The sequence below is a fragment of the Pseudomonas sp. NPDC089752 genome, assembly GCF_044748725.1.
Lineage (GTDB): Bacteria > Pseudomonadota > Gammaproteobacteria > Pseudomonadales > Pseudomonadaceae > Aquipseudomonas.
This window is the reverse complement of record NZ_JBIVGP010000014.1, coordinates 39,683-64,528: the sequence shown is the minus strand read 5'-3', so window position 1 is coordinate 64,528 and position 24,846 is coordinate 39,683. Positions and strand designations below refer to the sequence as shown.

At 63.1% G+C, this 24,846-nt stretch carries 24 protein-coding genes and 1 pseudogene; 9 read left to right on the top strand and 16 right to left on the bottom strand.

Annotated elements, in window-relative coordinates; translation table 11 throughout:
* The first annotated feature begins 6 nt into the window (after positions 1–6).
* From ACIPZF_RS21460 to ACIPZF_RS21450, 3 genes and pseudogenes are all read left to right on the top strand, one after another.
* Positions 7–1,431, top strand: a complete 1,425-nt coding sequence (locus ACIPZF_RS21460) for a gamma-aminobutyraldehyde dehydrogenase (RefSeq protein ID WP_400802931.1) — start codon at positions 7–9, stop codon at positions 1,429–1,431.
* 167 nt (positions 1,432–1,598) lie between these two features.
* Positions 1,599–1,851 (top strand): annotated as a pseudogene (locus ACIPZF_RS21455) (type II toxin-antitoxin system HicA family toxin).
* Positions 1,848–2,180, top strand: coding sequence for a type II toxin-antitoxin system HicB family antitoxin (locus tag ACIPZF_RS21450; protein WP_400802928.1), 333 nt, complete (start codon positions 1,848–1,850; stop codon positions 2,178–2,180). The pseudogene ACIPZF_RS21455 and the gene ACIPZF_RS21450 overlap by 4 nt, the downstream one beginning before the upstream one ends.
* A gap of 9 nt (positions 2,181–2,189) precedes the next feature.
* Here ACIPZF_RS21450 and ACIPZF_RS21445 read toward each other — a convergent pair whose 3' ends face one another.
* The 3 genes from ACIPZF_RS21445 to ACIPZF_RS21435 form a co-directional block, all read right to left on the bottom strand.
* A complete protein-coding gene (locus tag ACIPZF_RS21445) occupies positions 2,190–3,296 on the bottom strand; it encodes an NADH:flavin oxidoreductase/NADH oxidase (RefSeq protein ID WP_400802926.1) in 1,107 nt (368 codons plus the stop codon).
* Between the two features lie 176 nt (positions 3,297–3,472).
* On the bottom strand, positions 3,473–5,182 hold the full coding sequence (gene recJ, locus ACIPZF_RS21440; RefSeq protein WP_400802923.1) for a single-stranded-DNA-specific exonuclease RecJ: 1,710 nt from the start codon (positions 5,180–5,182) through the stop codon (positions 3,473–3,475).
* A gap of 12 nt (positions 5,183–5,194) precedes the next feature.
* Positions 5,195–5,737: a YaeQ family protein gene (locus ACIPZF_RS21435; protein WP_400802920.1), complete on the bottom strand. Its 543-nt coding sequence runs from the start codon at positions 5,735–5,737 to the stop codon at positions 5,195–5,197.
* A 133-nt stretch (positions 5,738–5,870) separates the two neighbouring features.
* On the opposite strand from ACIPZF_RS21435, the gene ACIPZF_RS21430 reads away from it, so the two are divergent.
* Entirely contained in the window at positions 5,871–7,070 is a 1,200-nt protein-coding gene (locus ACIPZF_RS21430) for a CaiB/BaiF CoA transferase family protein (RefSeq protein WP_400802917.1), read from the top strand.
* Positions 7,071–7,084: 14 nt separating this feature from the next.
* Positions 7,085–7,942, top strand: coding sequence for a TIGR02285 family protein (locus tag ACIPZF_RS21425; RefSeq protein ID WP_400802915.1), 858 nt, complete (start codon positions 7,085–7,087; stop codon positions 7,940–7,942).
* 127 nt (positions 7,943–8,069) lie between these two features.
* On the opposite strand, the gene ACIPZF_RS21420 is transcribed toward ACIPZF_RS21425, so the two are convergent.
* From ACIPZF_RS21420 to xerD, 6 genes are all read right to left on the bottom strand, one after another.
* Entirely contained in the window at positions 8,070–8,351 is a 282-nt protein-coding gene (locus ACIPZF_RS21420; RefSeq protein WP_400802912.1) for a DUF3509 domain-containing protein, read from the bottom strand.
* Between the two features lie 78 nt (positions 8,352–8,429).
* The gene (locus ACIPZF_RS21415) at positions 8,430–8,834 is read right to left on the bottom strand and encodes a histidine kinase (protein ID WP_400802910.1); all 405 of its coding nucleotides are present in this window, start codon (positions 8,832–8,834) and stop codon (positions 8,430–8,432) included.
* Positions 8,835–9,136: 302 nt separating this feature from the next.
* Positions 9,137–10,546: a threonine synthase gene (gene thrC / locus ACIPZF_RS21410; RefSeq protein WP_400802907.1), complete on the bottom strand. Its 1,410-nt coding sequence runs from the start codon at positions 10,544–10,546 to the stop codon at positions 9,137–9,139.
* A gap of 60 nt (positions 10,547–10,606) precedes the next feature.
* A complete protein-coding gene (locus ACIPZF_RS21405; protein ID WP_400802905.1) occupies positions 10,607–11,911 on the bottom strand; it encodes a homoserine dehydrogenase in 1,305 nt (434 codons plus the stop codon).
* A gap of 82 nt (positions 11,912–11,993) precedes the next feature.
* Positions 11,994–12,755 carry a thioredoxin fold domain-containing protein gene (locus ACIPZF_RS21400; protein ID WP_400802903.1) on the bottom strand — a complete coding sequence of 254 codons (762 nt, stop codon included), beginning with the start codon at positions 12,753–12,755 and terminating at the stop codon, positions 11,994–11,996.
* A gap of 153 nt (positions 12,756–12,908) precedes the next feature.
* Positions 12,909–13,805 (bottom strand): site-specific tyrosine recombinase XerD, encoded by an 897-nt coding sequence (xerD, locus tag ACIPZF_RS21395; RefSeq protein ID WP_400802900.1) that lies wholly within the window; start codon positions 13,803–13,805, stop codon positions 12,909–12,911.
* A 68-nt stretch (positions 13,806–13,873) separates the two neighbouring features.
* On the opposite strand from xerD, the gene ACIPZF_RS21390 reads away from it, so the two are divergent.
* On the top strand, positions 13,874–15,688 hold the full coding sequence (locus ACIPZF_RS21390; RefSeq protein WP_400802898.1) for a cation:proton antiporter: 1,815 nt from the start codon (positions 13,874–13,876) through the stop codon (positions 15,686–15,688).
* 4 nt (positions 15,689–15,692) lie between these two features.
* Here ACIPZF_RS21390 and ACIPZF_RS21385 read toward each other — a convergent pair whose 3' ends face one another.
* The 6 genes from ACIPZF_RS21385 to ffh all read right to left on the bottom strand — a co-directional run bounded on the left by ACIPZF_RS21385 (position 15,693) and on the right by ffh (position 19,748).
* Positions 15,693–16,100 carry an acyl-CoA thioesterase gene (locus tag ACIPZF_RS21385; RefSeq protein ID WP_400802896.1) on the bottom strand — a complete coding sequence of 136 codons (408 nt, stop codon included), beginning with the start codon at positions 16,098–16,100 and terminating at the stop codon, positions 15,693–15,695.
* Between the two features lie 94 nt (positions 16,101–16,194).
* Positions 16,195–16,545, bottom strand: coding sequence for a 50S ribosomal protein L19 (rplS, locus tag ACIPZF_RS21380; RefSeq protein ID WP_008094487.1), 351 nt, complete (start codon positions 16,543–16,545; stop codon positions 16,195–16,197).
* A gap of 42 nt (positions 16,546–16,587) precedes the next feature.
* A complete protein-coding gene (trmD, locus tag ACIPZF_RS21375; protein ID WP_400802895.1) occupies positions 16,588–17,340 on the bottom strand; it encodes a tRNA (guanosine(37)-N1)-methyltransferase TrmD in 753 nt (250 codons plus the stop codon).
* Between the two features lie 3 nt (positions 17,341–17,343).
* A complete protein-coding gene (gene rimM, locus ACIPZF_RS21370) occupies positions 17,344–17,880 on the bottom strand; it encodes a ribosome maturation factor RimM (protein ID WP_012315970.1) in 537 nt (178 codons plus the stop codon).
* Between the two features lie 5 nt (positions 17,881–17,885).
* Complete coding sequence (rpsP, locus tag ACIPZF_RS21365) at positions 17,886–18,137, bottom strand: 30S ribosomal protein S16 (protein ID WP_003252142.1); 252 nt, start codon at positions 18,135–18,137, stop codon at positions 17,886–17,888.
* Positions 18,138–18,371: 234 nt separating this feature from the next.
* On the bottom strand, positions 18,372–19,748 hold the full coding sequence (gene ffh, locus ACIPZF_RS21360) for a signal recognition particle protein (RefSeq protein WP_172286731.1): 1,377 nt from the start codon (positions 19,746–19,748) through the stop codon (positions 18,372–18,374).
* A 204-nt stretch (positions 19,749–19,952) separates the two neighbouring features.
* Here ffh and ACIPZF_RS21355 point away from each other — a divergent pair, with 204 nt between their 5' ends.
* The 3 genes from ACIPZF_RS21355 (at position 19,953) to ACIPZF_RS21345 (ending at position 23,524) form a co-directional block, all read left to right on the top strand.
* Positions 19,953–20,762: an inner membrane protein YpjD gene (locus ACIPZF_RS21355; protein WP_400802891.1), complete on the top strand. Its 810-nt coding sequence runs from the start codon at positions 19,953–19,955 to the stop codon at positions 20,760–20,762.
* Between the two features lie 9 nt (positions 20,763–20,771).
* Complete coding sequence (locus tag ACIPZF_RS21350) at positions 20,772–21,977, top strand: transporter associated domain-containing protein (protein ID WP_400802890.1); 1,206 nt, start codon at positions 20,772–20,774, stop codon at positions 21,975–21,977.
* A 248-nt stretch (positions 21,978–22,225) separates the two neighbouring features.
* Complete coding sequence (locus ACIPZF_RS21345) at positions 22,226–23,524, top strand: MFS transporter (RefSeq protein ID WP_400802887.1); 1,299 nt, start codon at positions 22,226–22,228, stop codon at positions 23,522–23,524.
* A 123-nt stretch (positions 23,525–23,647) separates the two neighbouring features.
* Here the strand turns inward: ACIPZF_RS21345 and purT are convergent, their stop codons facing one another.
* Positions 23,648–24,829, bottom strand: coding sequence for a formate-dependent phosphoribosylglycinamide formyltransferase (gene purT, locus ACIPZF_RS21340; RefSeq protein WP_400802884.1), 1,182 nt, complete (start codon positions 24,827–24,829; stop codon positions 23,648–23,650).
* Positions 24,830–24,846: the final 17 nt, after the last annotated feature.

The following is a 24,846-nucleotide window of genomic DNA, read 5'->3' as shown; positions in this document are numbered from 1 at the left end:
CCCCCGATGCAAACGCACATGCTGATCAATGGTCGCCTGGTGGCAGGCGAAGGCCCGACCTGGACCGTGCTCAACCCGGCCGAAGGCAGTGCCCTGGCGCAGATCAACGAAGCCACCGAGGCGCAGGTGGATACCGCCGTGCGCGCAGCCGACCAGGCCTTCGACAGCTGGTCGCAGACCAGCCCCAAGGAACGCTCACTGGCGCTACTGGCGCTGGCCGACATCATCGAAGCGCATGCCGATGAACTGGCCAGGCTGGAATCGCAGAACTGCGGCAAGCCATTCAGCGCGGCCTTGAACGACGAGATACCGGCCATTGCCGACGTGTTCCGCTATTTCGCTGGCGCTACCCGCTGCCTCGGTGGCTCGGCGGCGGGTGAATACCTGCCTGGGCACACCTCGATGATCCGCCGCGACCCACTCGGCGTGGTGGCCTCGATCGCGCCCTGGAACTACCCGTTGATGATGCTGGCATGGAAGATCGCGCCGGCCCTGGCCGCCGGCAATACCGTGGTCATCAAACCGTCCGAACTGACCCCGCTGACCGCCCTGCGCCTCGGCGAGCTGGCCAGGAACGTGCTGCCGGCCGGCGTGCTGAACATCCTCTTCGGCCGTGGCCAGACGGTCGGCAATCCGCTGGTCATCCACCCCAAGGTGCGCATGGTCTCGCTGACAGGCTCGATCCCTACCGGCGCGCACATCATCGGTGCCACCGCCGACAGCGTGAAACGCATGCACATGGAGCTCGGCGGCAAGGCACCGGTGCTGGTGTTCGACGATGCCGACCTCGATGCCGCCATCGACGGCATCCGCACCTTCGGCTTCTACAACGCCGGCCAGGACTGCACCGCGGCCTGTCGTCTGTATGTGCAGGCCGGCGTTTACGAACGCTTCGTCGAGCGCCTCGGCAAAGCCGTGGCCAGCCTGAAAACCGGCCTGCAGGACGCCGAGGATACCGAGCTCGGCCCACTGATCAGCGCCCAGCACCGCGACAAGGTGGCCGGCCTGGTCGGGCGCGCCATCGCCCAGCCGCACATTCGTCTGGTGACCGGCGGTAAAGCGTTACCGGGGGACGGTTTCTTCTTTGAACCGACGGTGCTGGCCGATGCGCTACAAGATGACGAGATCGTTCGCCACGAAGTATTTGGCCCGGTGGTGTCGGTGACCCGCTTCACCGACGAAGCCCAGGCGCTGGAATGGGCCAACGACTCGGAATACGGCCTGGCCTCCTCGGTGTGGACCCGCGACACCGGCCGCGCCCACCGCCTGGCGGCGCGCTTGCAGTATGGCTGCACCTGGGTCAATACCCACTTCATGCTGGTCAGCGAAATGCCACACGGCGGGCAGAAGCATTCGGGGTATGGGAAGGATCTGTCGATGTATGGGTTGGAGGATTACACCTGTGTGCGGCATGTGATGATCAAGCATTGAGGGTGCAGTGACCAACCGGCCTCTCTCAAAGGTTGCTGAGGAGAGGCCATTGCAAAATCCCCATGTTTCTCATAGGTATACACCGCTTACTTTTCCTTCAAGTACCGACCCTTTGTCTTACACGTAAGCTGTTGAGTCAAAATCAACTGGTATCATAGTCTGATACCATGAATAATCATCAACGATCGACCCTTGAAGCATTTTTCAGAAAACCAGCCCCCAAGACCCTGGAGTGGATCCGTCTGGAATCATTATTGGTATCGGCTGGAGCCAATGTCAGCGAAGGTCGAGGATCGCGAGTTCGCTTTGAGCTCAATGGAGCGGTTGCCACGTTCCATCGGCCTCACCCGGACAGACACGCCAACCTATCAAGTGCGAGACGCTCGCCAGTTCCTCGAGCAGGCTGGAGTAACACCATGAATGTCATGACCTACCGCGGCTATGCCGCAAGAATCGAATACAGCGACGAAGACCAATTGTTGATTGGGCATGTTGCGGGCATACGCGACGTGATAGGTTTTCACGGCGAATCGATCAGCGAGTTGCGAAAAGCCTTCGAGGAGGCCGTCGATGACTACCTCGAAACCTGCAAACGCCTGGGTCGAGAGCCGCAAAAGACCTATTCGGGGAAGCTGAGCCTGCGTCTGGAGCCCACCCTTCACGCCAGCGTGGCCGCAAAGGCCGAGCTGGCGGAAAAAAGCATCAATCAATGGGTCAGCGATATTCTCAGCAAGGCGGCTTACACCTGAGACCGTACATCAATCCCGCAAATCCGATTCATGTATTGGATTCGCCCGGCTGGTCGCCCGTTGATATTGCGCCGGCCACGTCGCCCTGTTACCGCCCAGGTCGTCATCGGCATGCAACGGCCAGTACGGGTCGCGTAACAGCTCGCGGGCAAGGAAGATCAAGTCGGCCTGCCCGGTGCGCAGGATATGCTCGGCCTGCGCCGGCTCGGTGATCATGCCTACGGTGCCGGTGGCGATTTCCGATTCCTTGCGTACCCGCTCGGCGAAGCGGGTCTGGTAGCCGGGGCCGGTAGGGATCTCGGCATTCACCGAAGTGCCGCCGGAAGACACGTCGATCAGGTCGACACCCAGCGCCCGCAGGCGGCGCGCCAGCTCGACGGTTTCGTCCGGGTTCCAGCCATCTTCCACCCAGTCGGTCGCCGACACGCGAACGAACACCGGCAACTCCTGCGGCCAGACCTTGCGCACCGCCTCGGTCACTTGCAGGGTCAGGCGTATGCGGTTTTCAAAGCAACTGCCGTATTCATCACGGCGCTGGTTGCTCAGCGGCGAGAGGAACTGGTGCAGCAGGTAGCCATGGGCGGCGTGGATTTCGACAACTTTGAAGCCAGCCTGCAACGCCCGTTCGGTCGATGCCACGAACGCGTCGATCACGTCCTGGATCTCGGCCTGGCTCAATTCACGCGGTGGCGTGTGCTGCGGGTCGAAGGCAATTTTCGACGGCCCGACTGGCTGCCAGCCACCCTCCTCCAGCTTGACGCTGCCCTGCTTGCCCAGCCACGGGCGATAGGTGCTGGCCTTGCGCCCGGCGTGGGCCAGCTGGATACCCGGCACGGCGCCCTGAGCGGTGATGAAGCGAGTGATGCGCTGCAGCGGAGCGATCTGCTCATCTGCCCACAGGCCAAGGTCTTCAGCGGTAATGCGGCCATCGGCGGTGACCGCCACCGCTTCAGTGATAACCAGGCCGGCGCCCCCCACGGCGCGACTACCCAGATGGACAAGGTGCCAGTCGTTGGCCAGGCCATCGACGGCAGAATACTGGCACATCGGCGAGACGGCGATGCGGTTGGGCAGCGTCAACTGACGCAGGGTGTAAGGCTCGAGCAGCAGGCTCATGAGGGCACCTCCCAAGGACTCCAATGGTGATCCGGCCCGGACACTCATGCACGACGCTGGCCCGGTATCGGTCATTCTTCAGACTAGACCAGATTGCCAGCCGGAAAGGTTCACTGGGAGTTTGCGGCGCCTATCAGATCGAGCACCCCCCAATACCCCGAGACAAGCTCAATCGATCACCGCGGCTCGATGTGGGCGATCATCAGTTGCACGCTTTCATTGCCGCGAAATTCGTTGACATCCAGCTTGTAGGCCAGCTCCACCCAACGCACGGTGGGGTTGGGCCAGACCTCGCGGTCGATGCCGAAGGCAATGCCGTCCAGGCGTACCGAACCACATTCGCTCTTGAGCACGACCTTCAGATGACGCTCGCCGACCACCCGCTGCTCGACCAACTGGAACACACCGTGGAACAACGGCTCTGGGAAGTGCTGACCCCAGGGCCCGGCGTGACGCAGGGCCTTGGCCAGGTCGAGGTGAAACTCCTCCACCGCCAGGCTGCCATCCGACAGAAGTCGCCCGGTGAGGTCTTCCTCGCGCAACTGGCGCCGCACTTCTTCGTCGAACGCCTCGGCAAATGCCGGGAAATTACCTTCCGGCAAGGACAATCCCGCCGCCATGGCATGTCCGCCGAACTTGCTGATCAACTGCGGATGACGCGCCGCTACTGCATCCAGCGCATCGCGGATATGGAACCCCGGCACCGACCGCGCCGAGCCTTTGAGCATGCCATCGCCGGCATCGGCGAAGGCGATGGTGGGCCGGTGGTAGCGTTCCTTCAGACGCGAGGCGAGAATGCCGATCACCCCTTGGTGCCAGTCGGCATCGAACAGGCACAGGCCATAGGGCATGGATTCGACCGGCAGGTCCTTGAGCTGGGCCAGCGCCTCGCGCTGCATGCCCTGTTCGATGGATTTGCGGTCCTGGTTCAAGTCGTCCAGCTGCTGGGCCATGTCCTGGGCCAGCGCCGCCTCCTCGCACAGCAGGCATTCGATGCCCAGGCTCATGTCGTCCAGACGCCCGGCGGCGTTGAGCCGTGGGCCGAGGATGAAGCCGAGATCGGTAGAGGTGATGCGCCGGTGATCGCGACGCGCCACCTCCAGAATCGCCTTCAGCCCCGGCCGCGCACGGCCTGCGCGTATGCGCTCAAGGCCCTGGTGCACGAGGATGCGATTGTTGGCATCCAGCGGCACCACGTCAGCGACGCTGCCCAGGGCTACCAGGTCGAGGAGTTCGCCGATGTTTGGTTGCGCCTGGTTTTCATAACGCCCCAGGCTGCGCAGGCGGGCGCGCAAGGCCATGAGCACGTAGAAGATTACCCCGACGCCGGCCAGTGACTTGCTCGGGAAGTCGCAGCCTGGCTGGTTCGGGTTGACGATGGCATCGGCGTCCGGCAGGTGTTGGCCAGGCAGGTGGTGATCGGTGACCAGCACCTTGAGCCCAGCCGCCTTGGCCGCCGCGACGCCCTCGACGCTGGAGATGCCGTTATCGACGGTGACCAGCAAGTGCGGCTGACGCTGCAGCGCCACCTCGACGATCTCCGGGGTCAACCCATAGCCATACTCGAAGCGGTTGGGCACCAGGTAATCGACATGGGCCGCGCCCAGCAGACGCAGGCCGAGCAGGCCGACGGTGCTGGCGGTAGCGCCATCGGCATCGAAGTCGCCGACAATGAGGATGCGCTGGCGCTGGTCGAGGGCGTCGACCAGCAGGTCGACCGCTGCATCGATGCCTTTGAGTTGCTGGTACGGCAGCAGCCGCGCCAGGCTCTTGTCCAGCTCGGCCTCGGACTGCACGCCACGGGCGGCGTACAGGCGGGTCAACAAGGGTGGCAGATTACCCAGAAATGGCAGGGTCGGTGGCAGCGGGCGGGGTTCGATACGCATCGGTCAGTCGGCTCAGCCACGCTCACCGAGCAGCCACTGCAGCTGCACTTCGTGCTGGCCGCGGTCGTCGGTGACGAAGACCGTGCCTTCGCTGATCATCACATCCCACTTGATGGTGCGCGGCATGTCGGTGGCCAGTACTTCCAGCACGTCTTGGGGCACCGCAGCGATATTCAGGTTCTTCAGGCCCTTGACCGCACTCAGCACCTTGGTCTCCCACACGCGCAGGCTGCCGTAGGCCAGCAGGCTGGTGCGCTCGGTGCGGCGCGAGCACCAGGTCAGGCGGTCGGCGTCCGGCTGGCCGACTTCGATCCAGTGCAGGATGCGGTCGTCCAGGCTCTTTTCCCACAGCGCCGCCTCATCCACGTCAGACAGGCCACGGCCGAACGAAAGCTGCTCGTTGTACCACAGCGCATAAGCCAGCAAACGCACAGCCATGCGTTCTTCGGTTTCCGAAGGGTGCCGGGCAATGGTCTGCCGGACGTTTTCGTACACGCCGCGATCGAGATCGGTCAGATTCAGTTCGAATTTGTAGGTGATGGACGGCTGGGCCATGGTCGACGGGCTTCTTGCGTAAAGAAAAGTGGCACAGTCTAACCGATCCTGATCTTCGTTGCCCCGCAGCAGTATCTGCCGTTATCGACCTATGATAAAAATCACGGATCTGCCCAGTTGCCACGGATGCCTCATGTCTACGCCCAGCAAACCCCTCGCCGGCCTGAAAGTCATCGAACTCGGCACCCTGATCGCCGGCCCGTTCGCCTCGCGCATCTGCGCCGAGTTCGGCGCCGAAGTAGTCAAGGTCGAGTCGCCCGATGGCGGCGACCCGCTGCGCAAGTGGCGCAAGCTGTATGAGGGCACGTCGTTGTGGTGGTTCGTGCAGGCGCGCAACAAGCAGTCGCTGACCCTCAACCTCAAACATCTCGAAGGCCGCGAGATCCTCAAGCAGTTGCTCGCCGAGGCCGACATCCTCATCGAGAACTTCCGCCCTGGCGTGCTGGAAAAGCTCGGCCTTGGCTGGGATGTGCTGCATGCCCTCAATCCGAAGCTGGTGATGGTGCGCCTGTCGGGCTTTGGCCAAACCGGGCCGATGAAAGACCAACCGGGCTTCGGCGCCGTCGGTGAGTCCATGGGCGGGCTGCGCTACATCACTGGCTTCGACGACCGCCCACCGGTGCGCACCGGCATTTCCATCGGCGACTCGATCGCCGCGTTATGGGGCGTGATCGGCGCGCTGATGGCGCTGCGTCATCGCGAAGTCAATGGCGGCCAGGGGCAGGTCGTAGATGTGGCGCTGTACGAGGCGATCTTCGCCATGATGGAAAGCATGGTCCCGGAGTTCGACGTGTTCGGTTTCATTCGCGAACGCACCGGCAACATCATGCCGGGCATCACCCCCTCTTCCATCCACACCAGCGCCGACGGCAAACATGTGCAGATCGGTGCCAATGGCGATGCCATCTTCAAACGCTTCATGCAGGCCATCGGCCGCGACGACCTGGCGGACGACCCGGCGCTGGCTAGCAACGATGGCCGCGACGCTCGGCGTGACGAGCTGTACGGGGTGATCGACCGCTGGGCCAACAGCCTGCCGCTGGAGCAGGTGATGCAGATCCTGAATACCGCCGAAGTGCCGGCCAGTCGTATCTATTCGGCAGAAGACATGTTCAACGACCCGCAGTACCTGGCCCGCGAAATGTTCCTGCAGGCCCGCCTGCCCGACGGCAAACCCTTCAAGATGCCGGGCATCGTGCCCAAGTTGTCGGAAACGCCCGGCTCCACCGAGTGGGTCGGCCCGGCGTTGGGTGAGCATACCGATGCCCTGCTGACCACCCTGGGTTACGACGCTGCCGCCATTGCCGGGTTGCGCCAGGCGGGCACGGTCTGAGGCTGCCCTCGCCCATGCGCACGCTGGCCTTGCTGTGCGGGTTGCTGCTCGCCATGGCCATCGCGCCGGCCCAGGCCAAGGAGCGCCTGCTGTGGTTGGTGCGTGACCTGCCGCCGTTCACCATCTTCGAGGGTGAGGAAAAAGGCCAGGGGGTGGTGGACCAGATGTTGCCGCTGCTGATCAGCCAAATGCCTGAGTACGACCACGCTATCGTCCGCGTCAACCGGGCGCGCGGCATCCAGATGCTCCAGGACCCAAGCCTGTTTACCTGCGACCCGACGCTGCTGTGGACGCCGGAGCGCGCGAAGTTCGTGCACTTTTCCGAGCCGACGCTGGGCGTGATGAGCGGTGGCCTGGTGGTACGCAAGCAAGGCGAGGCGCTGCTGACGCCGTTTCTGCGCGACCAGCAGGTCGACCTCCTGGGTATGCTGAGCACCACGGAGCTCAAACTCGGTATCGTCGCCGAGCGCAGCTACAGCACCCAGATCGACGCCATACTGCGGCAATTGCCCGCCACCGCCCTCAGCCGCCACTATGGCAACGAGGCCACCGCCAGCCTGCTGCAGATGCAACGACTGGGGCGCTTGCAACTGGTGCTCGGCTACTGGCCAGAAGTGCGTTACCTGATTCAACAGCAAGGCGAAACGCTGGCTGACTACCAGTTTCACCCTATACAAGGCGTGAACCCTTACCAGTTCCTGCACGTAGGTTGCACACAGTCAGCGCTGGGACGCGAAGCCATCGCCCATATCGATCAGCTGCTGCCCACACTACGCCAGGGCACTTTGCCCGCGCTTTATGCACGGTGGCTGGACGCGGATCTGCAAGCGGATTACCTGGAACGGAGCAAGCACTTCTTCGAAGGGCAGTAAAAAGAAACCCCGAACGCTGGGGAGGACGTCCGGGGCCAATCGAAAGCCCTGTCGGGCTTCCCGCGACAACCTGCCATCACCGGAGCTGTGTGCTGGCTGGCTGCCGTCACTGTCTCTGATAAGCCTTTCAGGCAAAGGTTCCCGGAGGCTGCTGACGTTGTTGCAGCGCTGCAATGACACAAGGCTGCAGGCGCCCTTCGGCAATTTGCAGGTCACGGTGCAAACCGTCGACCAGGTCAATGAGCAAGCGTTGCTCCTGCAACTGGCGCGAGCTGACTGTTCGGCGCAAGGTGGTGCCACCGAGGCTGTCGAACACGATCAATTGGCGGTTGCCGCTGGTGTCCACGGGGCCGAGCTGGGTCTGGTAGGGGCTCAGGGCGTCATTAAGCAGTCTGCAAATTCTTTCCATCCGGATCACTCGCTGCGTGGTGGGACATGAAGGAACTGACCAACAAGCGCAGCGGAAAGTTCGCTATGCCGCGCCGTTTCATTGAGCATGCGTGGGCGATGTGACCGTTTGAATACGCTGCAGGGCCTGTTGCCAGCGCTGCACCGGCAACGGCCAGGGCAGATCGGCCAATACCCAGAGCCCGCGCCGCCGTGCCTCTTTTGCCAGGTCAGGGCGGTGGGCACTGCCCTGGCCGGTGAACAGCAACGCGCGCAGCGTCGGATTGCGCTGAATGCGGTTGAGCAGGGCAACACCACCGGCCAGGGCCAATGCATGGTCGAGGATCAGCAGGTCGACTTTGCGCTTGCGCCCCAGGCAGGCGTCGAGGTCGGCAAGATCGAGGGTGATCCGCACGTCGAATATGCGCTGGGCGTTGCACGCCTGGTGCAGGAGAATCTGGTGAGAAGGCCGTGCCTGGTGAATCAACACGTAGGGCTGATGCATGAACCGATCCTTGAGAGAAGGACCGGTAACTCTATGCAACCCACTGCGCGCTCTATATAGGACGATTCCGAGTAATTCGAACGAAAAAGCTCGAAACGGCCGCTTTGGGAGCAACTGTCTTGCTCAAAATTTAAAAGGTTGCGCAACACTTGTGGGAGCGGCTTAGCCGCGAAGCAAGCGACGCGGTGGATGGCACCGGCTTCGCCGGTGATCGCGGCTGAAGCCGCTCCTACCAGGGGTCCGCTGCATCCATGCTGCGACCTATCCGCCGCGCAGCCCACTCCCACAGAGATGGGACCAAGTTAAAGCGGCTTGCCGCGATTACCGTGCTGGCTGACGAAGGCCTGGACCGTTTTGAGGTCGTTGGCCAGGACCGTGCAGCGCTCTTCACGGCTGAACAGGTCGCTCATGTGTGACGGCAGTTCCAGCGCCTTGCCGACACCCGCCTTCTCCACCGCTTCCGGGAATTTGACCGGGTGCGCGGTGCCCAGCACCACCATCGGCGTATCCAGGCTACGGCGGCACTCGCGGGCGGCCTTGACGCCGATCGCGGTATGCGGGTCGAGCACTTCACCGGTGCTGGCGAAGACTTCGGCGATGGTTTCGCAGGTCTGCTCGTCGCTGACGGCCAGCGAGTCGAACAGCTTGCGCGCTTCCGTCCAGCGGTCCTGATCGACGCTGAAGCCACCACCCTGCTTGAAGTTCGCCATCAGCTCGGCGATGGCTGCGCCGTTGCGACCGTGCAGGTCGAACAGCAGGCGCTCGAAGTTGGACGAAACCATGATGTCCATCGACGGCGACAGGGTCGCGTGCAGGGTGTCCTTGACGTACTGATTGCCGCTCATGAAGCGGTGCAGGATGTCGTTGCGGTTGGTCGCGACCACCAGCTGGCTGATTGGCAGGCCCATGTTGCGTGCCAGGTAGCCGGCAAAGATGTCGCCGAAGTTGCCGGTCGGTACCGAGAACGCCACCGAGCGCGCCGGGCCACCCAGCTGCAGGGCTGCGTGGAAGTAGTAGACGATCTGGGCCATGATCCGCGCCCAGTTGATCGAGTTGACCGCGACCAGGCGCGTGCCCTTGAGGAACGACTGGTCGGCGAAGCTGGCCTTGACCATCTCCTGGCAGTCGTCGAAGTTGCCTTCGATGGCGATGTTGTGGATGTTGTCGCCGAAAATCGTGGTCATCTGGCGGCGTTGCACTTCCGACACTCGCTGGTGCGGGTGAAGGATGAAGATGTCGACGTTGTCGCAACGGCGGCAGCCTTCGATGGCGGCGGAACCTGTGTCGCCACTGGTGGCGCCGACGATCACCACGCGCTCGTTGCGCTTGGCCAGCACGTGGTCGAGCAGGCGACCGAGCAGCTGCAGGGCGAAGTCCTTGAACGCCAGGGTCGGGCCGTGGAACAGCTCCATGACCCACTCGTTGCTGTTCAGCTGACGCAGCGGGGCCACCGCAGCATGGGCGAACTCACCGTAGGTTTCTTCGAGGATCTTCTTGAAGTCGGCGTCGGCGATGCTGCCTTCGACGAACGGGCGCATCACCCGGAAGGCCAGCTCGTGGTACGGCAGGCCGGCCCAGGAGGCGATCTCTTCCTGGGTGAAGCGTGGCAGGTTTTCTGGCACGTACAGGCCGCCATCGGTGGCGAGGCCGGCCAGCAGGACGTCTTCGAAATTCAGGGCCGGTGCCTGGCCGCGGGTGCTGATATAACGCATGGCTACAAACCTTCGATGCTGGGGGCCGGGGCCGCTAACGCAGCCCAACGGCGCTATTCGTTAATTGAGCTGTTCGACGCGGATGCGCACGACCTTGCCGACCACGTCCTGGAGGGCTTCCAGGGCGACGATGGCATCGTTGATGCGCTGCTCGACCACACCGTGGGTCAGCAGGATCATCGGCACCAGGCCGTCCTGCTCCTCGGCTTCCTTCTGCATGATCGACTCGATGTTGATGCCGCGCTCCGACAGGATGCTCGCCACCTGGGCCAGCACGCCTGGGTGATCCTTGGCCTGGATGCGAAGGTAGTAGGCACTTTCGCAGGCTTCGATCGGCAGGATCGGGTGAGCCGACAGCGAATCCGGCTGGAACGCCAGGTGCGGCACGCGGTTTTCCGGGTCGGAGGTCATGGCGCGAACCACGTCGACCAGGTCGGCGACCACCGACGAAGCGGTCGGCTCCATGCCGGCGCCAGCGCCGTAGTACAGGGTCGAGCCCGCGGCGTCGCCGTTGACCATGACGGCGTTCATCACACCGTTGACGTTGGCGATCAGCCGGTCACTCGGGATCAGCGTCGGGTGTACGCGCAGCTCGATGCCTTCGGCGGTGCGGCGGGCCACGCCCAGGTGCTTGATACGGTAGCCCAGGGCTTCGGCGTAGTTCACATCCGCGGTAGTCAGCTGGGTGATGCCCTCGGTGTAGGCCTTGTCGAATTGCAGCGGGATGCCAAAGGCGATGGAAGCAAGGATGGTCAGCTTGTGCGCGGCATCGATGCCTTCGACGTCGAAAGTCGGGTCGGCCTCGGCGTAACCCAGCGCCTGGGCTTCGGCCAGCACGTCAGGGAAAGCGCGGCCCTTCTCACGCATTTCGGTGAGGATGAAGTTACCGGTGCCGTTGATGATGCCGGCCAGCCAGTTGATGTGGTTGGCCGACAGGCCTTCACGGATGGCCTTGATCACCGGGATGCCACCGGCAACGGCGGCTTCGAAGGCGACGATGACGCCTTTCTCGCGGGCCTTGGCGAAAATTTCGTTGCCGTGCACGGCGATCAGCGCCTTGTTGGCGGTGACCACGTGCTTGCCGTTTTCGATGGCCTTGAGCACCAGGTCGCGGGCGACGGTGTAGCCACCGATCAGCTCGATGACAATGTCGATCTCCGGGTTGCTCGCAACGTCGAACACATCAGCGGTAATGGGGGTACCGGTAATCTGGCAGTTCGGGTTCTGCGAGCGCATGGCGATCTGTGCCACTTCAATACCGCGCCCGGCACGGCGGGCAATCTCCTCGGCGTTGCGCTGAAGTACATTGTAGGTACCGCCACCGACGGTCCCCAACCCACAGATGCCTACTTTGACCGGTTTCACTGTGAACTCCCCATTGAACGGCCGGCACCTGCGCCGACCGTGAAACATGCCGTCACCCCATGACGACGGCGTACTGAATGAATTACTTGGCTGCTTGCTGCTGGCCGGCCAGGGCCAGTTTGGCCACCTGCGGCGCCGGCTGGTAGCCCGGGATCACCTGGCCACTTTCAAGCACGATCGCCGGCGTGCCGTTGACGCCGATCGACTGGCCCAGCTGGAACTGCTTGCTGACCGGGTTGGCGCACTTGGCGGCCTTGATTTCCTTGCCTTCGACCATCTTGTCCAGCGCCGCGCGGCGGTCACTGGAGCACCACACCGCCTGCAACTGCTCATCACCCGGCGAGCCGAGACCCTGGCGCGGGAAGGCGACATAGCGCACTTCGATACCGCGGCGGTTCAGCTCCGGCACTTCGGCGTGCAGCTTGTGGCAATACGGGCAGGTGGTGTCGGTGAATACGGTGATGTGCGACTTGGTCTCGCCCTTGGCAGGATAAACCACCATCTCGGCGGCTGGAATGCCGTTGATGAGCTTGGCCACGCCCTGGCGTTCGGTCTTTTCGGTCAGGTTGACCGGCTTGCCGTCCTGGATCTGGTACAGGTAGCCCTGCATGACGAACTGGCCATCGGCACTGGCGTACAACACACGGCCGCCCTGCAGCTTGACTTCATACAAGCCGTTGAGCGGGCTGCTGGCCACGCTTTCCACGGGCACTTCCAGTTCGAGGTTCTGCAACGACTTGCGGATGGCCTGCTCGGCGCCGGCATTGCTGTCGGTTGCCGCGGCAACGGCAAAGGTACTGGCCAGCGCCATCGCGGCGGCGGCGAAAATCTGGGTCAAACGCATGGAAACTCCTGAAGGCGGACAGGGGCCGGAGGGCGTCACCTGCGGAAAAAACGCGGCAACCGTGCGGCCCTTGGTGCAAACCGCCCAAGCCTACCACATCACACCGGGCAACAAGGGGCTTGCACCTACCGGTCAGCGGAACATGAAAATCATTCATCCACGCGGGTGGTGCTGGGCGTGCAGCTGCTGCAGGCGCGCCTTGGCCACATGGGTATAGATCTGCGTGGTCGACAGGTCGCTGTGGCCCAGCAGCATCTGCACCACGCGCAGGTCGGCGCCGTGGTTGAGCAGGTGTGTGGCGAAGGCGTGGCGCAGGGTGTGCGGCGACAGCGACTTATCGATGCCGGCCACTTGCGCCTGATGCTTGATGCGGTGCCAGAAGGTCTGCCGGGTCATCTGCTCGCCGCGCTGGCTGGGGAACAGCACGTCGCTTGGGCGCCCGTTGAGCAGTTCGCCGCGGCCGTCGCGCAGGTAGCGCTCCAGCCACACCACCGCCTCCTCGCCCATCGGCACGAGGCGCTCCTTGCTGCCCTTGCCCATCACCCGTAGCACGCCCTGGCGCAGGTTGACCTGGTCCAGGGTCAGGCTGACCAGTTCGGTGACCCGCAGGCCGCAGGCGTAGAGGACTTCGAGCATGGCCCGGTCGCGTTGACCGATGGCTTCGCCCAGGTCCGGGGCCTGCAGCAAGGCTTCGACATCGGCTTCGGACAGTGATTTAGGCAAGGGCTTACCCAACTGCGGCATCTCGACCTGCAGGGTCGGGTCGACAGTGATCAGCTTTTCCCGAAGCAAGTAACGAAAGAAACCACGCAAGCCGGAGAGAAATCGCGCAGTGGAGCGTGGTTTATAACCCTGGTCAAGGCGCCAGGCCAAATGATCGAATATCAGCTCGCGACCGATATTTGGCAATGCTACTCCGCGCTCCTGGAGCCAGCCGTTGAACAACGCCAGGTCACTGCGGTAGGAGACACGGGTGTTGTCGGCCAGGCCTTTTTCCAGCCACAGGGCGTCGAGAAACTGGTCGATGAGGGGGTGGTCGAGGGCAGGCATGAAAACTCTGTGGCAAACGACGAAATGGCGCTTAGTCTTTCATAACCAAGCCGGCATAGGGAGCCCGCATGAACGAACAGCAGATCCTTCTCAGTGTCGGCGGCATCGGTGCCGCCGCCCTCGCCTGCCAGTGGCTGGCCTGGCGCCTGAAGCTGCCGGCCATCCTCTTCCTGCTGCTGGCCGGCATCACCGTTGGCCCGGTGCTCGGCTGGCTCGACCCGCAGGCGTTGTTCGGCCCGCTGCTGATGCCGCTGGTGTCGCTGGCTGTGGCGCTGATCCTGTTCGAGGGCAGCCTGACGCTGCACCTGTCACAGTGGCGCGAAATCGGTAGCGTGGTGCATCGCCTGGTCACGCTTGGGGCGCTGTCGACCTGGCTGGTGATTGCGCTGGCGACCCACTGGCTGCTGGGTTTCGACTGGCCACTGGCGATCCTCTTCGGCACCTTGACTCTGGTGACCGGCCCGACGGTGATCGTGCCCATGCTGCGCGTGGTGCGCCCAAAGGCGACGATCGCCAATATCCTGCGCTGGGAAGGCATCGTCATTGACCCGATCGGCGCGTTGCTGGCCGTGGTGGTCTACAGCTTCATCATCGCCAGCGCCGATGGCAATGGCCTGAGCCAGAGCCTGGGCACCTTCGCCGGGGTCATCTTCTGTGGCAGCGCTCTGGGCGCCGCCGGTGGCTGGCTGCTGGGGCAGATCATGCGCGAGCAATGGCTGCCGGAATACCTGCACAACCTGGCGTCGCTGGCCGCCGTGCTGGGCATCTTCATCGCCGCCAACCAGATCGTCCACGAGTCCGGGCTGCTGGCGGTGACCGTCATGGGCATGTGGTTGGCGAACATGCGCGGGGTCGATGTGCGGCAAATCCTGCACTTCAAGGAAAACCTCAGCGTATTGCTGATTTCTGGTCTGTTCATCCTGCTGGCCGCGCGCCTCGATCTGAATGCGCTGCTAGGCCTGGGCCCGGCGGTACTGGCGTTGCTGCTGGTGATTCAGCTGTTGGCGCGGCCACTCAATGTGTTCCTGTCGACACTGGGTTCCACGTTGAACTGGCGTGAAAGGGCCCTGCTGGCCTGGATCGCCCCGCGTGGCATCGTTGCCGCCGCCGTGTCGGCGATCTTTGCCATTCGCCTGCACGAAGCCGGGCACCAGGGCGCGCTGCTGCTGGTGCCACTCACCTTCGCCGTAATCATCGGCACGGTAGTGTTGCAGAGCGCAACCGCCAGGCCCCTGGCGCGTCTGCTCAAGGTGGCAGAGCCCGCACCCAGCGGCTTTCTCATCGTCGGCGCCAACGGGCCCGCGCGCACCATCGGCAAAGCCCTGCAGCAACTGGGTTGCCGGGTGCTGCTGACCGATTCGAGCTGGGAGAATATCCGCGCCGCGCGCATGGAAGGGCTGCCGACCTACTTCGGCAATCCGGCGTCGCAGCATGCCGACGCGCACCTGGACCTGGTCGGCTTAGGCCACCTGCTGGGGCTGTCGCCCGCCGGCGAAATCAATGCCTTGGCCTGCGCGCGCTTTCGCCATGATTTTGGCCACAGTCGCCTGTACGTACTGGCCAGCGGCCTGGAGAAACAGCGCAGCGACAAGCATCGCGCCAGCGAAGAACACCGTGGCCAACTGCTGGGCGCAAGCCCGATGACCTACCATCAACTGGCCAATCGCCTGCACCAGGGTGCCGAGTTGTACAGCACCAACCTGACCGAGGGCTTCGACTGGGAGAACTACCAGGCACTGCATGGTGAGCGCGCCCAGCTGTTGTTCGCCCGTGACGGCCAGGGCTGGGTGCACGTTGCGAGCCCGGAGAGCCCGCTTACCCCACAACCGGGCTGGACCCTGGTGGCGCTGATCGAACCTGCACCCGTTGCCGCGACGAGCTGAAGCCTCAAGCCTCCGGGAGCACCGGCACCGGACGCTTGTCCTCGTCGATGGCGACAAAGCTGAAAACGCCGTGGATGGCGCGTTCGCGCCCGTCCAGGTACATGTTTTCGACAAACACATCCACCTGCACCTGCAAGCTGGTGTTACCGACCTTGATCACCGTGCCCACCAGCTCGACGATCGAACCCGCCGGAATCGGGTGCTTGAAGTCGATGCGGTCGGTGGACACGGTCACCAGCGGCAACCGGCAGAACCGCGTGGCGGCGATGAACGACACTTCGTCCATCCAGGCCAGCGCGGTGCCGCCGAACAGGGTGTTGTGGTGGTTGGTGGTGCTGGGGAACACCGCTTTGGTCACGCGGGTCACCGACAGTTCTGTGCGGTGCTGGATTTGCTGGTCTCGGCTGGTCATGTGCGTCACTTTTTTCGGGTTTCAAAACGCAAAAAAGCAGCCCGAAGGCTGCTTTTTTCTCGCAGGGGGCCTCAGGCCACCAGGCAAACTGTACTCAGGACAGTTTTTCCTTGATGCGAGCGGCTTTGCCGGACAGGTCGCGCAGGTAGTACAGCTTGGCTTTACGCACGTCACCACGACGTTTCACGGCCAGGCTGTCGATTTGCGGGCTGTAGGTCTGGAAGGTACGCTCAACGCCTACGCCGCTGGAGATTTTGCGCACGGTGAAAGCGCTGTTCAGGCCGCGGTTACGCTTGGCGATAACGACGCCTTCGAACGCCTGCAGACGGGAACGCTCGCCTTCCTTCACTTTAACCTGGACGACAATGGTGTCGCCTGGTGCGAAGGTCGGGATTTCCTTGCTCATCTGCTCTGCTTCGAGCTGCTGGATGATCTTGTTGGTCATGCTGTGCTCCTAAGATGGATACTTGATCCACCATCGATACGTTTATCTATCGTCCCGCTCGCGGAGATATTCCTCGAGCAGCTTCTTCTCTTCTCCAGAAAGCGAGCGACTTTCCAGAAGATCGGCGCGTCGTTCGAAGGTCCTACCAAGGGACTGCTTCATCCTCCAACGCCGGATGTGTGCATGGTTGCCACTTAGCAACACGTCGGGAACACGCTGATCCGCATACACCTCAGGTCGGGTGTAGTGCGGGCAATCGAGCAGACCGTCGGTGAAGGAATCTTCCTGCGCCGAGTCCACATGCCCTAAAGCTCCGGGCAGCAGCCGTGTAACCGCATCGATCAGTACCATGGCCGGCAGCTCGCCACCGGAAAGCACATAGTCGCCAATCGACCACTCCTCATCGACATGAGCCTCGATAAAGCGCTCGTCGATGCCTTCATAACGACCGGCGATCAGGATCAACGATTCCTGTTCGGCCAGGTCTTTGACCGCCTGCTGAGTCAGCTTGCGGCCTTGCGGCGAAAGGTAGATCACCTTTGCCGATGCTCCGGTCGCTTGCCTGGCGCTAACCAGGGCGTCTTCCAGAGGCTTGATTTTCATCACCATCCCCGGACCACCGCCAAACGGCCGATCATCCACGGTGTTGTGGCGATCTGTGGTGTAGTCCCGCGGGTTCCAGCAAGTCACCTGAAGCAACCCCTGTTTCACCGCGCGGCTGGTAATGCCGTACTCCGTGATGGCCGAGAACATCTCGGGGAACAACGTGATGACGTCTACGCGAAGGTTACCCATCGTTTAAAAGTCCGCGTCCCACTCAACCCGCATCACGCCTGCTTCCAGGTCGATTGCCAGCACGCACTGCGCCGTATAGGGCAACAGACGCTCGCGATCATCCAGGCTGCCTGCGCAAGGCTTGACCACCATTACATCGTTCGCACCGGTCTCCAACAGGTGATCGACCTTGCCGAACAGTTGTTCGTCCTGGTTGATGACCTTCAGGCCCTGCAGCTGGTACCAGTAGTACTCGTCTGCGGCCAGGTTGGGCAAAAGGCTCCGCGGGATGCAGATTTCGAAGCCGCTCAGAAGACGCGCTTCATCACGATCATCGAGGCCTTTCAGTTTCACGACCAGGCCCTTTTGGGAGCCACGACCGCTGACCAGCTCGACCTGCTTTACCTTGCCTTCGTGCCGAAGCGTCCAGCGTGGATAATCCAACAGGTTTTCAATCGGATCGGTAAAGGAATACACCTTCACCTCGCCGCGAACGCCGTGAACCGAAAAAATCTTGCCAACGACGATCAGGTCGTCAGCCTTTTCTGGCGTCGCGTTCATATTGCTCAGGCAGCAGCCTTGGCAGCTTCCTTCAGCAGCTGAGCAACGCGCTCAGACGGCTGTGCGCCCTGGCTCAGCCAGTAGGTAACGCGCTCTTGGTTGACCGACAGCTTGACTTCGGCGCCAGCAGCGATCGGGTTGAAGAAACCTACGCGCTCAACGAAACGGCCGTCACGGGCGTTACGCGAGTTGGTCACGGTCAGGTGGTAGAATGGGCGCTTTTTCGAGCCGCCACGGGCAAGACGAATGGTTACCATGTGAACATTGTTCCTATAGTCGGTGCTGCAAATCTGAATGCCAAATAGGCACACGCGTGCCCAAAAGGCCGCATATTCTCGGGGAATACACGGACATTTGCAAATGACTTTTTCGCCACGGCCTCGCCATGGCGTTCAGATTTGCCGGTTGAGCCACGCAGCGCGTGGCCGTTGCCCCGCCGCAGCGGGGGTTCTGGGCGCTCATCCGGTAACGGACAAGCACTCGGAATAGGGTTACAGCTTCGGCATGCCGCCGCCAGGCATCATGCCGCCCAGGCCGCGCATCATCTTGGCCATGCCGCCTTTGGCAGAGAATTTCTTCATCATCTTCTGCATCTGCTTGTGCTGTTTGATCAGCCGGCCGATGTCCTGCACCTGGGTGCCGGAGCCGAGGGCGATACGGCGCTTGCGCGAACCGCTGATCAGGTCGGGGTCGCGACGCTCGGCCGGGGTCATCGAGTTGATGATCGCTTCCATCTGCTTGAACTGCTTCTCGGCCGCGCCCTGGGCATTGCCCATCTGCGACAGGTTGACCCCGCCGATGCTCGGCAGCTTGTCCATCAGGCCACCCAGCCCGCCCATGTTCTTCATCTGCTGCAACTGGTCGCGGAAGTCTTCGAGGTCGAAGCCCTTGCCCTTCTTCAGCTTCTTGGCCAGCTTGTCGGCCTTGGCCTTGTCGATGGTCTGCTCGGCCTGCTCGATCAGGCTGAGCACGTCACCCATGCCGAGGATGCGCGAAGCGACGCGGTCTGGGTGGAACGGCTCGAGGGCCTCGGTTTTCTCACCCATACCGATGAACTTGATCGGCTTGCCGGTGATGGCACGCACCGACAGCGCGGCACCGCCACGGGCGTCACCGTCGACCTTGGTCAGCACCACGCCGGTCAGCGGCAGGGCCTCACCAAAGGCCTTGGCGGTGTTGGCGGCGTCCTGGCCGGTCATGGCGTCGACCACGAACAGGGTCTCGATCGGCTTGACTGCGGCATGCAGCGCCTTGATCTCGTCCATCATGTCGGCGTCGATGTGCAGACGGCCGGCGGTATCGACGATGACCACGTCGATGAACTTGAGCTTGGCTTCGCGGATGGCCGCTTCGGCAATGGCTACCGGCTTCTGGCTGATGTCGGACGGGAAGAAGGTCACGCCGATGTCGTTGGCCAGGGTTTCCAGCTGCTTGATCGCTGCCGGGCGGTAGACGTCGGCCGACACCACCATCACGCTTTTCTTCTTGCGCTCTTTAAGGAAGCGCGCCAGCTTGCCGGCGGTGGTGGTCTTGCCCGCACCCTGCAGGCCGGCCATCAACACCACGGCAGGCGGTGCGGCATTGAGCGCGAGGTCTTCGTTGGCCGCGCCCATCAGGCTTTCCAGCTCGGCCTGGACGATCTTCACGAACGCCTGGCCCGGGGTCAGGCTGCGCGACACTTCGGTGCCGACCGCACGTTCCTTGACGCTGTTGACGAAATCCTTGACCACCGGCAGGGCAACGTCGGCCTCGAGCAGGGCCATGCGCACTTCGCGCAGCGTATCCTTGATGTTGTCTTCGGTCAGCTTGGCCTTGCCGGTGACATGGCGCAGCGTCTGTGACAGGCGGTCGGTCAGGTTTTCGAACATGGTGATCCTTTCAGGCCCAGTAAAAGCCGAGGTTTGTCAGGCGCCCAGGTGAAAATGCACACGCGCTGGGCACAGCAAGGCGGCGATTATAGCGAAGAGCGACGGCGCCGCACACCTCGGCTTCCCGGCGGCAAGCATCAGTCTTCCTAGACCGGCGCGATCTATGCCAAACTCCGTCTCTTTAAGGCTTGCCCACCAGGACTTATGGTCTCCTCACCCAGCCTCATCCCCAACCTGATCGCCGCCGGCCTTTATATAGCAGCGACCATCTATCAGGGTTCGCACCTGGCCCAGTCGCGCAAAGCCGACAAACGGCTGCTCGGTTTGCTCGGTGCGCTCGCCGTCGTCGCCCAGGGCGGCGCGCTGTTCTTCCAGCTGATCACCCCGCTGGGCCTGAGCCTCGACTTCTTCAGCGCCGCCAGCCTGATCGCCGTGGCGGTCATCGCCCTGACCCTGCTTGCCTGCCTGCGCATACCGGTGGAAAACCTGCTGGTGTTGCTGTTCCCGCTTGGCGCGATCACCGCCCTGCTGGCGCAGTTCGCGCCACCCGGCACGGTGCCGCTGATCAATGAGCAACCGGGGATCCTCGCGCATATTCTGCTGTCGATCCTGGCCTACGGGCTGTTCACCATCGCGGTGTTCCAGTCGCTGCTGCTGTTGCTTCAGGACCGCCAGCTGAAGAACAAGCATCCGTCCGGCCTGATCCGCAACTTCCCGCCGCTGCAAACCATGGAAAGCCTGCTGTTCGGCTTCCTCTGGGCCGGCTGGTGCCTGCTGACGCTGTCGCTGATCTCCGGCTGGCTGTTCCTCGACAACCTGTTTGCCCAACACCTGGTGCACAAGACCTTGCTGGCCTGCGTGGCCTGGATCGTCTTCAGCGTGCTGCTGTGGGGCCGCACCCGCCTGGGCTGGCGTGGGCACAAGGCGATCCGCTGGACGCTGGCCGGTTTCTGCCTGCTGATGCTGGCCTATTTCGGTAGCAAGCTGGTTCGCGAATTCATTCTGCATATCTGACGGCTGACCATGGACAACTTGCCGTACGCACCGCTACTCGGCACTCTGGCACTGGCGCTGCTGTGGTCGGCGCTGTTCACCGCAGTGGACGCCGCCCGCCTGCAGCTCAATGGCTCGCTGCGGGGCGGCGATGACGGCCAGCCGCCCTTGCCGGCCCAGGCCCTGGTGCTGTGCGCCAGCCTGGGCAAGCTGCTGGTGCTGGGCCTGGCCTGCCTGATTGGCCAGCGCTACAGCGGCGAGCACGGTTTCTGGCTCGCGGGCCTGGCCGCCACCCTGGCTTTGCTGGTGTTTGCCGAATACCTGCCACGCCGCCTGGCCCGACGCAGCCCGATGGCATTCGTCAGCCTCGGCGCCAGCTTGCTGAGACTCCCCCTCGCCCTGCTGCAGCCACTGGCCTGCCTGCTGGACGGCATTGCCAAGCTGATCCTGCGGCCGTTTCGTGTACAGCCCACTGCCGTGGCCCTGCACCCGCAAGCAGACGATGATTTTGCCGAAGATGAAGACCACGACGTGCCGCGCCCCGGCCTGCTCGATGGCCTGCAGTCACTGGACAAGGTCACCGTCAACGACATCCTGGTGCCGCGCAACGAAGTCGATGGCATCAACCTGGACGAGCCGATCGAGCGCATCATCGAGCAGTTGATCGTCAGCCGCCACACGCGCCTGCCGGTCTACCACAACGACATCAACCAGGTCGAAGCGATCCTCAACACCAAGCTGATCAGCCACTTGCTGCCCAAGGCCGAGCTGACCCTGGAAAAGCTGCATGGCGCCTGCTACGAGCCTTACTTCGTCCCCGAAAGCACCCCGCTGCAACTGCAGTTGCTGAATTTCCACAAGCAGCAACGGCGCCTGGGTGTGGTGGTGGACGAGTACGGCGAGGTGCAAGGCATCGTCACCCTGGAAGACATCCTCGAAGAAATCGTCGGCGAGTTCGAGGAAGAACACAGCCTCGACAACCCCCACGTACACCCGCAGGACGATGGCTCCTTCGTGATCGAAGGCACCGCCTCACTACGCGAAATCAACCGCACCCTCGGCTGGCACCTGCCCTCTGACGGCGGCCCGAAAACCCTCAACGGGCTGGTCACCGAGGCCCTGGAGAGCATCCCGGAAAGCGCCGTGTGCCTGAAGATCGGCCGCTATCGCCTGGAAATCCTCGAAACAGAGGACAATTGCGCCAGCAAGGTACTGGTGTGGACCGTGACCCGCTAGCTATACTCGGGTCACGCTTACCCAGCCCCGCCGTCCCGCCTGCTACCCGCACCCGGCGCTCCACGGCCAGTCCGCTCCACTGACACGCCCCGCGGTCCTGCTTCAACACCCCGAACAGTGCCCGCTCCCCGCCCCTATCCCCCTTGGGCTATCGTCAGTCGGGCGAGCAAAAGAACAATACGCTCCGGCGCCCACACATGCGTGGTGCAAGCCCATGGAGCACGACAAGACTGTTAGGGACCTACTTAATGACCACCAGCACCTACGCCGAAGCGCCTGCCGCGCCGGTCAACTCGCCTGCGCGGGTGGCCACCGCCAGCTTCATCGGCACTGCCATCGAGTTCTACGACTTCTACGTTTACGCCACTGCCGCCGCCCTGGTGATCGGCCCGGTGTTCTTCCCGTCCGGTTCGGGCACTGCGCAGATGCTCGCGGCCTTCCTGACCTTCGGCATCGCCTTCCTCGCCCGCCCGCTGGGCTCGGCGCTGTTCGGCCACTTCGGCGACCGCATCGGGCGCAAGTCGACCCTGGTCGCCTCGCTGCTGCTGATGGGCGTGTCGACCACGCTGATCGGCGTGCTGCCGGGCTACGACAGCATCGGCGTGTGGGCACCGATCATCCTTTGCCTGCTGCGCTTTGGCCAAGGCCTGGGCCTGGGCGGTGAATGGGGTGGCGCGGCATTGCTGGCGACGGAAAACGCCCCGGCTGGCAAGCGTGCCTGGTTCGGCATGTTCCCGCAGCTGGGTCCGTCGATCGGCTTCCTCGCCGCCAACGGCCTGTTCCTGACCCTGGCCTTGCTGCTCAGCGACGAGCAGTTCCGCGAGTGGGGCTGGCGTATTCCGTTCCTGCTCAGCGCCGCATTGGTGCTGGTGGGCCTGTACGTACGCCTGAAACTGGAAGAAAGCCCGGTGTTCGCCAAGGCCGTCGCTCGCCATGAGCGGGTGAAAATGCCGGTGGTCGATTTGTTCAGCAAATACTGGATGCCGACCCTGCTCGGCGCCGCAGCCATGGTGGTGTGCTATGCGCTGTTCTACATCTCCACGGTGTTCTCGCTGAGCTACGGCGTCACCACGTTGGGTTACAGCCGAGAAACCTTCCTCGGCCTGCTGTGCTTCGCCGTAGTCTTCATGGCCCTGGCGACCCCGCTGTCAGCCTGGCTTAGCGACCGTTACGGGCGCAAACCGGTGCTGATCGTCGGCGGCCTGCTGGCAGTGGCTTCGGGTTTCACCATGGAGCCGTTGCTGACCTCGGGCTCGACCACGGGCGTGGCACTGTTCCTGGCCATCGAGCTGTTCCTGATGGGGGTGACCTTCGCGCCGATGGGTGCACTGTTGCCAGAGCTGTTCCCGACCCACGTGCGTTATACCGGCGCTTCGGCGGCCTATAACCTGGGCGGGATCGTCGGCGCTTCGGCGGCGCCGTTCTTCGCGCAGAAGCTGGTGAGCATGGGCGGGCTGAGCTGGGTGGGTGGGTATGTGTCGGTGGCAGCGGTGATCAGCTTGATTGCTGTGTTGTGCCTGAAAGAAACCCGTCATACCGAACTGTGAGCAATTGGGGCTGCTGCGCAGCCCATTCGCGGGACAAGCCCGCTCCCACAAGGACTGCGATAATCCTGTGGGAGCGGGCTTGCCCCGCGAATGGGCCGCAAAGCGGCCCCGTACGGTTTCAGATCAAAATTCGACCTTGACCGCCTGCGAAGCGCGGGTCGCCTTGGCCCGCGCCGCTTCGACCGACTCGTCACGCGCCAGGCAAACACCCATGCGGCGAGTGCCGTTGATTTCCGGCTTGCCAAACAGGCGGATCGCGGTATCCGGCTCGCTCAACGCAGCGCCAAGGTTGGCGAAGCTGGTCTGCTGCGACTGCCCTTGCGGCAAGATCACCGCCGACGCCGATGGGCCGAACTGGCGCACCACCGGGATCGGCAGGCCGAGAATGGCACGGGCATGCAGGGCGAACTGCGACAGGTCTTGGGAAATCAGGGTGACCAGGCCGGTGTCATGCGGGCGCGGCGACACTTCGCTGAACCATACCTGGTCGCCTTTGACGAACAGCTCGACGCCGAACAGGCCACGCCCGCCCAGGGCATCGGTGACCGCCTTGGCCACACGCTGCGACTCGGCCAGGGCCTTGGCGCTCATGGCCTGGGGCTGCCAGGATTCCTGGTAGTCGCCCTTCTCCTGACGGTGGCCGACTGGCTCGAGGAAGGTGGTGCCGCCCACATGGCGCACGGTCAGCAGGGTGATTTCGTAGTCGAAATCGATGAAGCCTTCGATGATCACCCGGCCCTTGCCGGCACGGCCACCTTCTTGGGCGTAATCCCATGACTGCTTGAGGTCGGCATCGCTGCGCAGCAAGCTCTGGCCTTTGCCCGACGAACTCATCACCGGCTTGACCACACATGGGTAGCCGACGTCGGCCACGGCCTTGGCGTAGTCTTCGTAAGTATCGGCAAAGTGGTAAGGCGAGGTCGGCAGGTCCAGCTCTTCGGCGGCCAGGCGGCGGATGCCTTCGCGGTTCATGGTCAGCTGAGTGGCGCGGGCGGTCGGCACCACGGTGAAACCTTCGCTTTCCAACTCGACCAGCGTCGCGGTGGCGATGGCTTCGATTTCAGGGACGATGTAGTGCGGCTTTTCAGCTTCGATCACCGCACGCAGGGCGACGCCATCGAGCATGTTGACCACGTGACTGCGGTGCGCCACCTGCATGGCCGGGGCATTGGCGTAGCGGTCGACGGCGATCACTTCGACGCCCAGGCGCTGCAGTTCGATCACCACTTCCTTGCCCAGCTCGCCACAGCCGCAGAGCAGTACTCGGGTCGCAGTCGGCGACAAGGGGGTTCCGATACGGGTCATTTCAGGTCCTCGAAGGC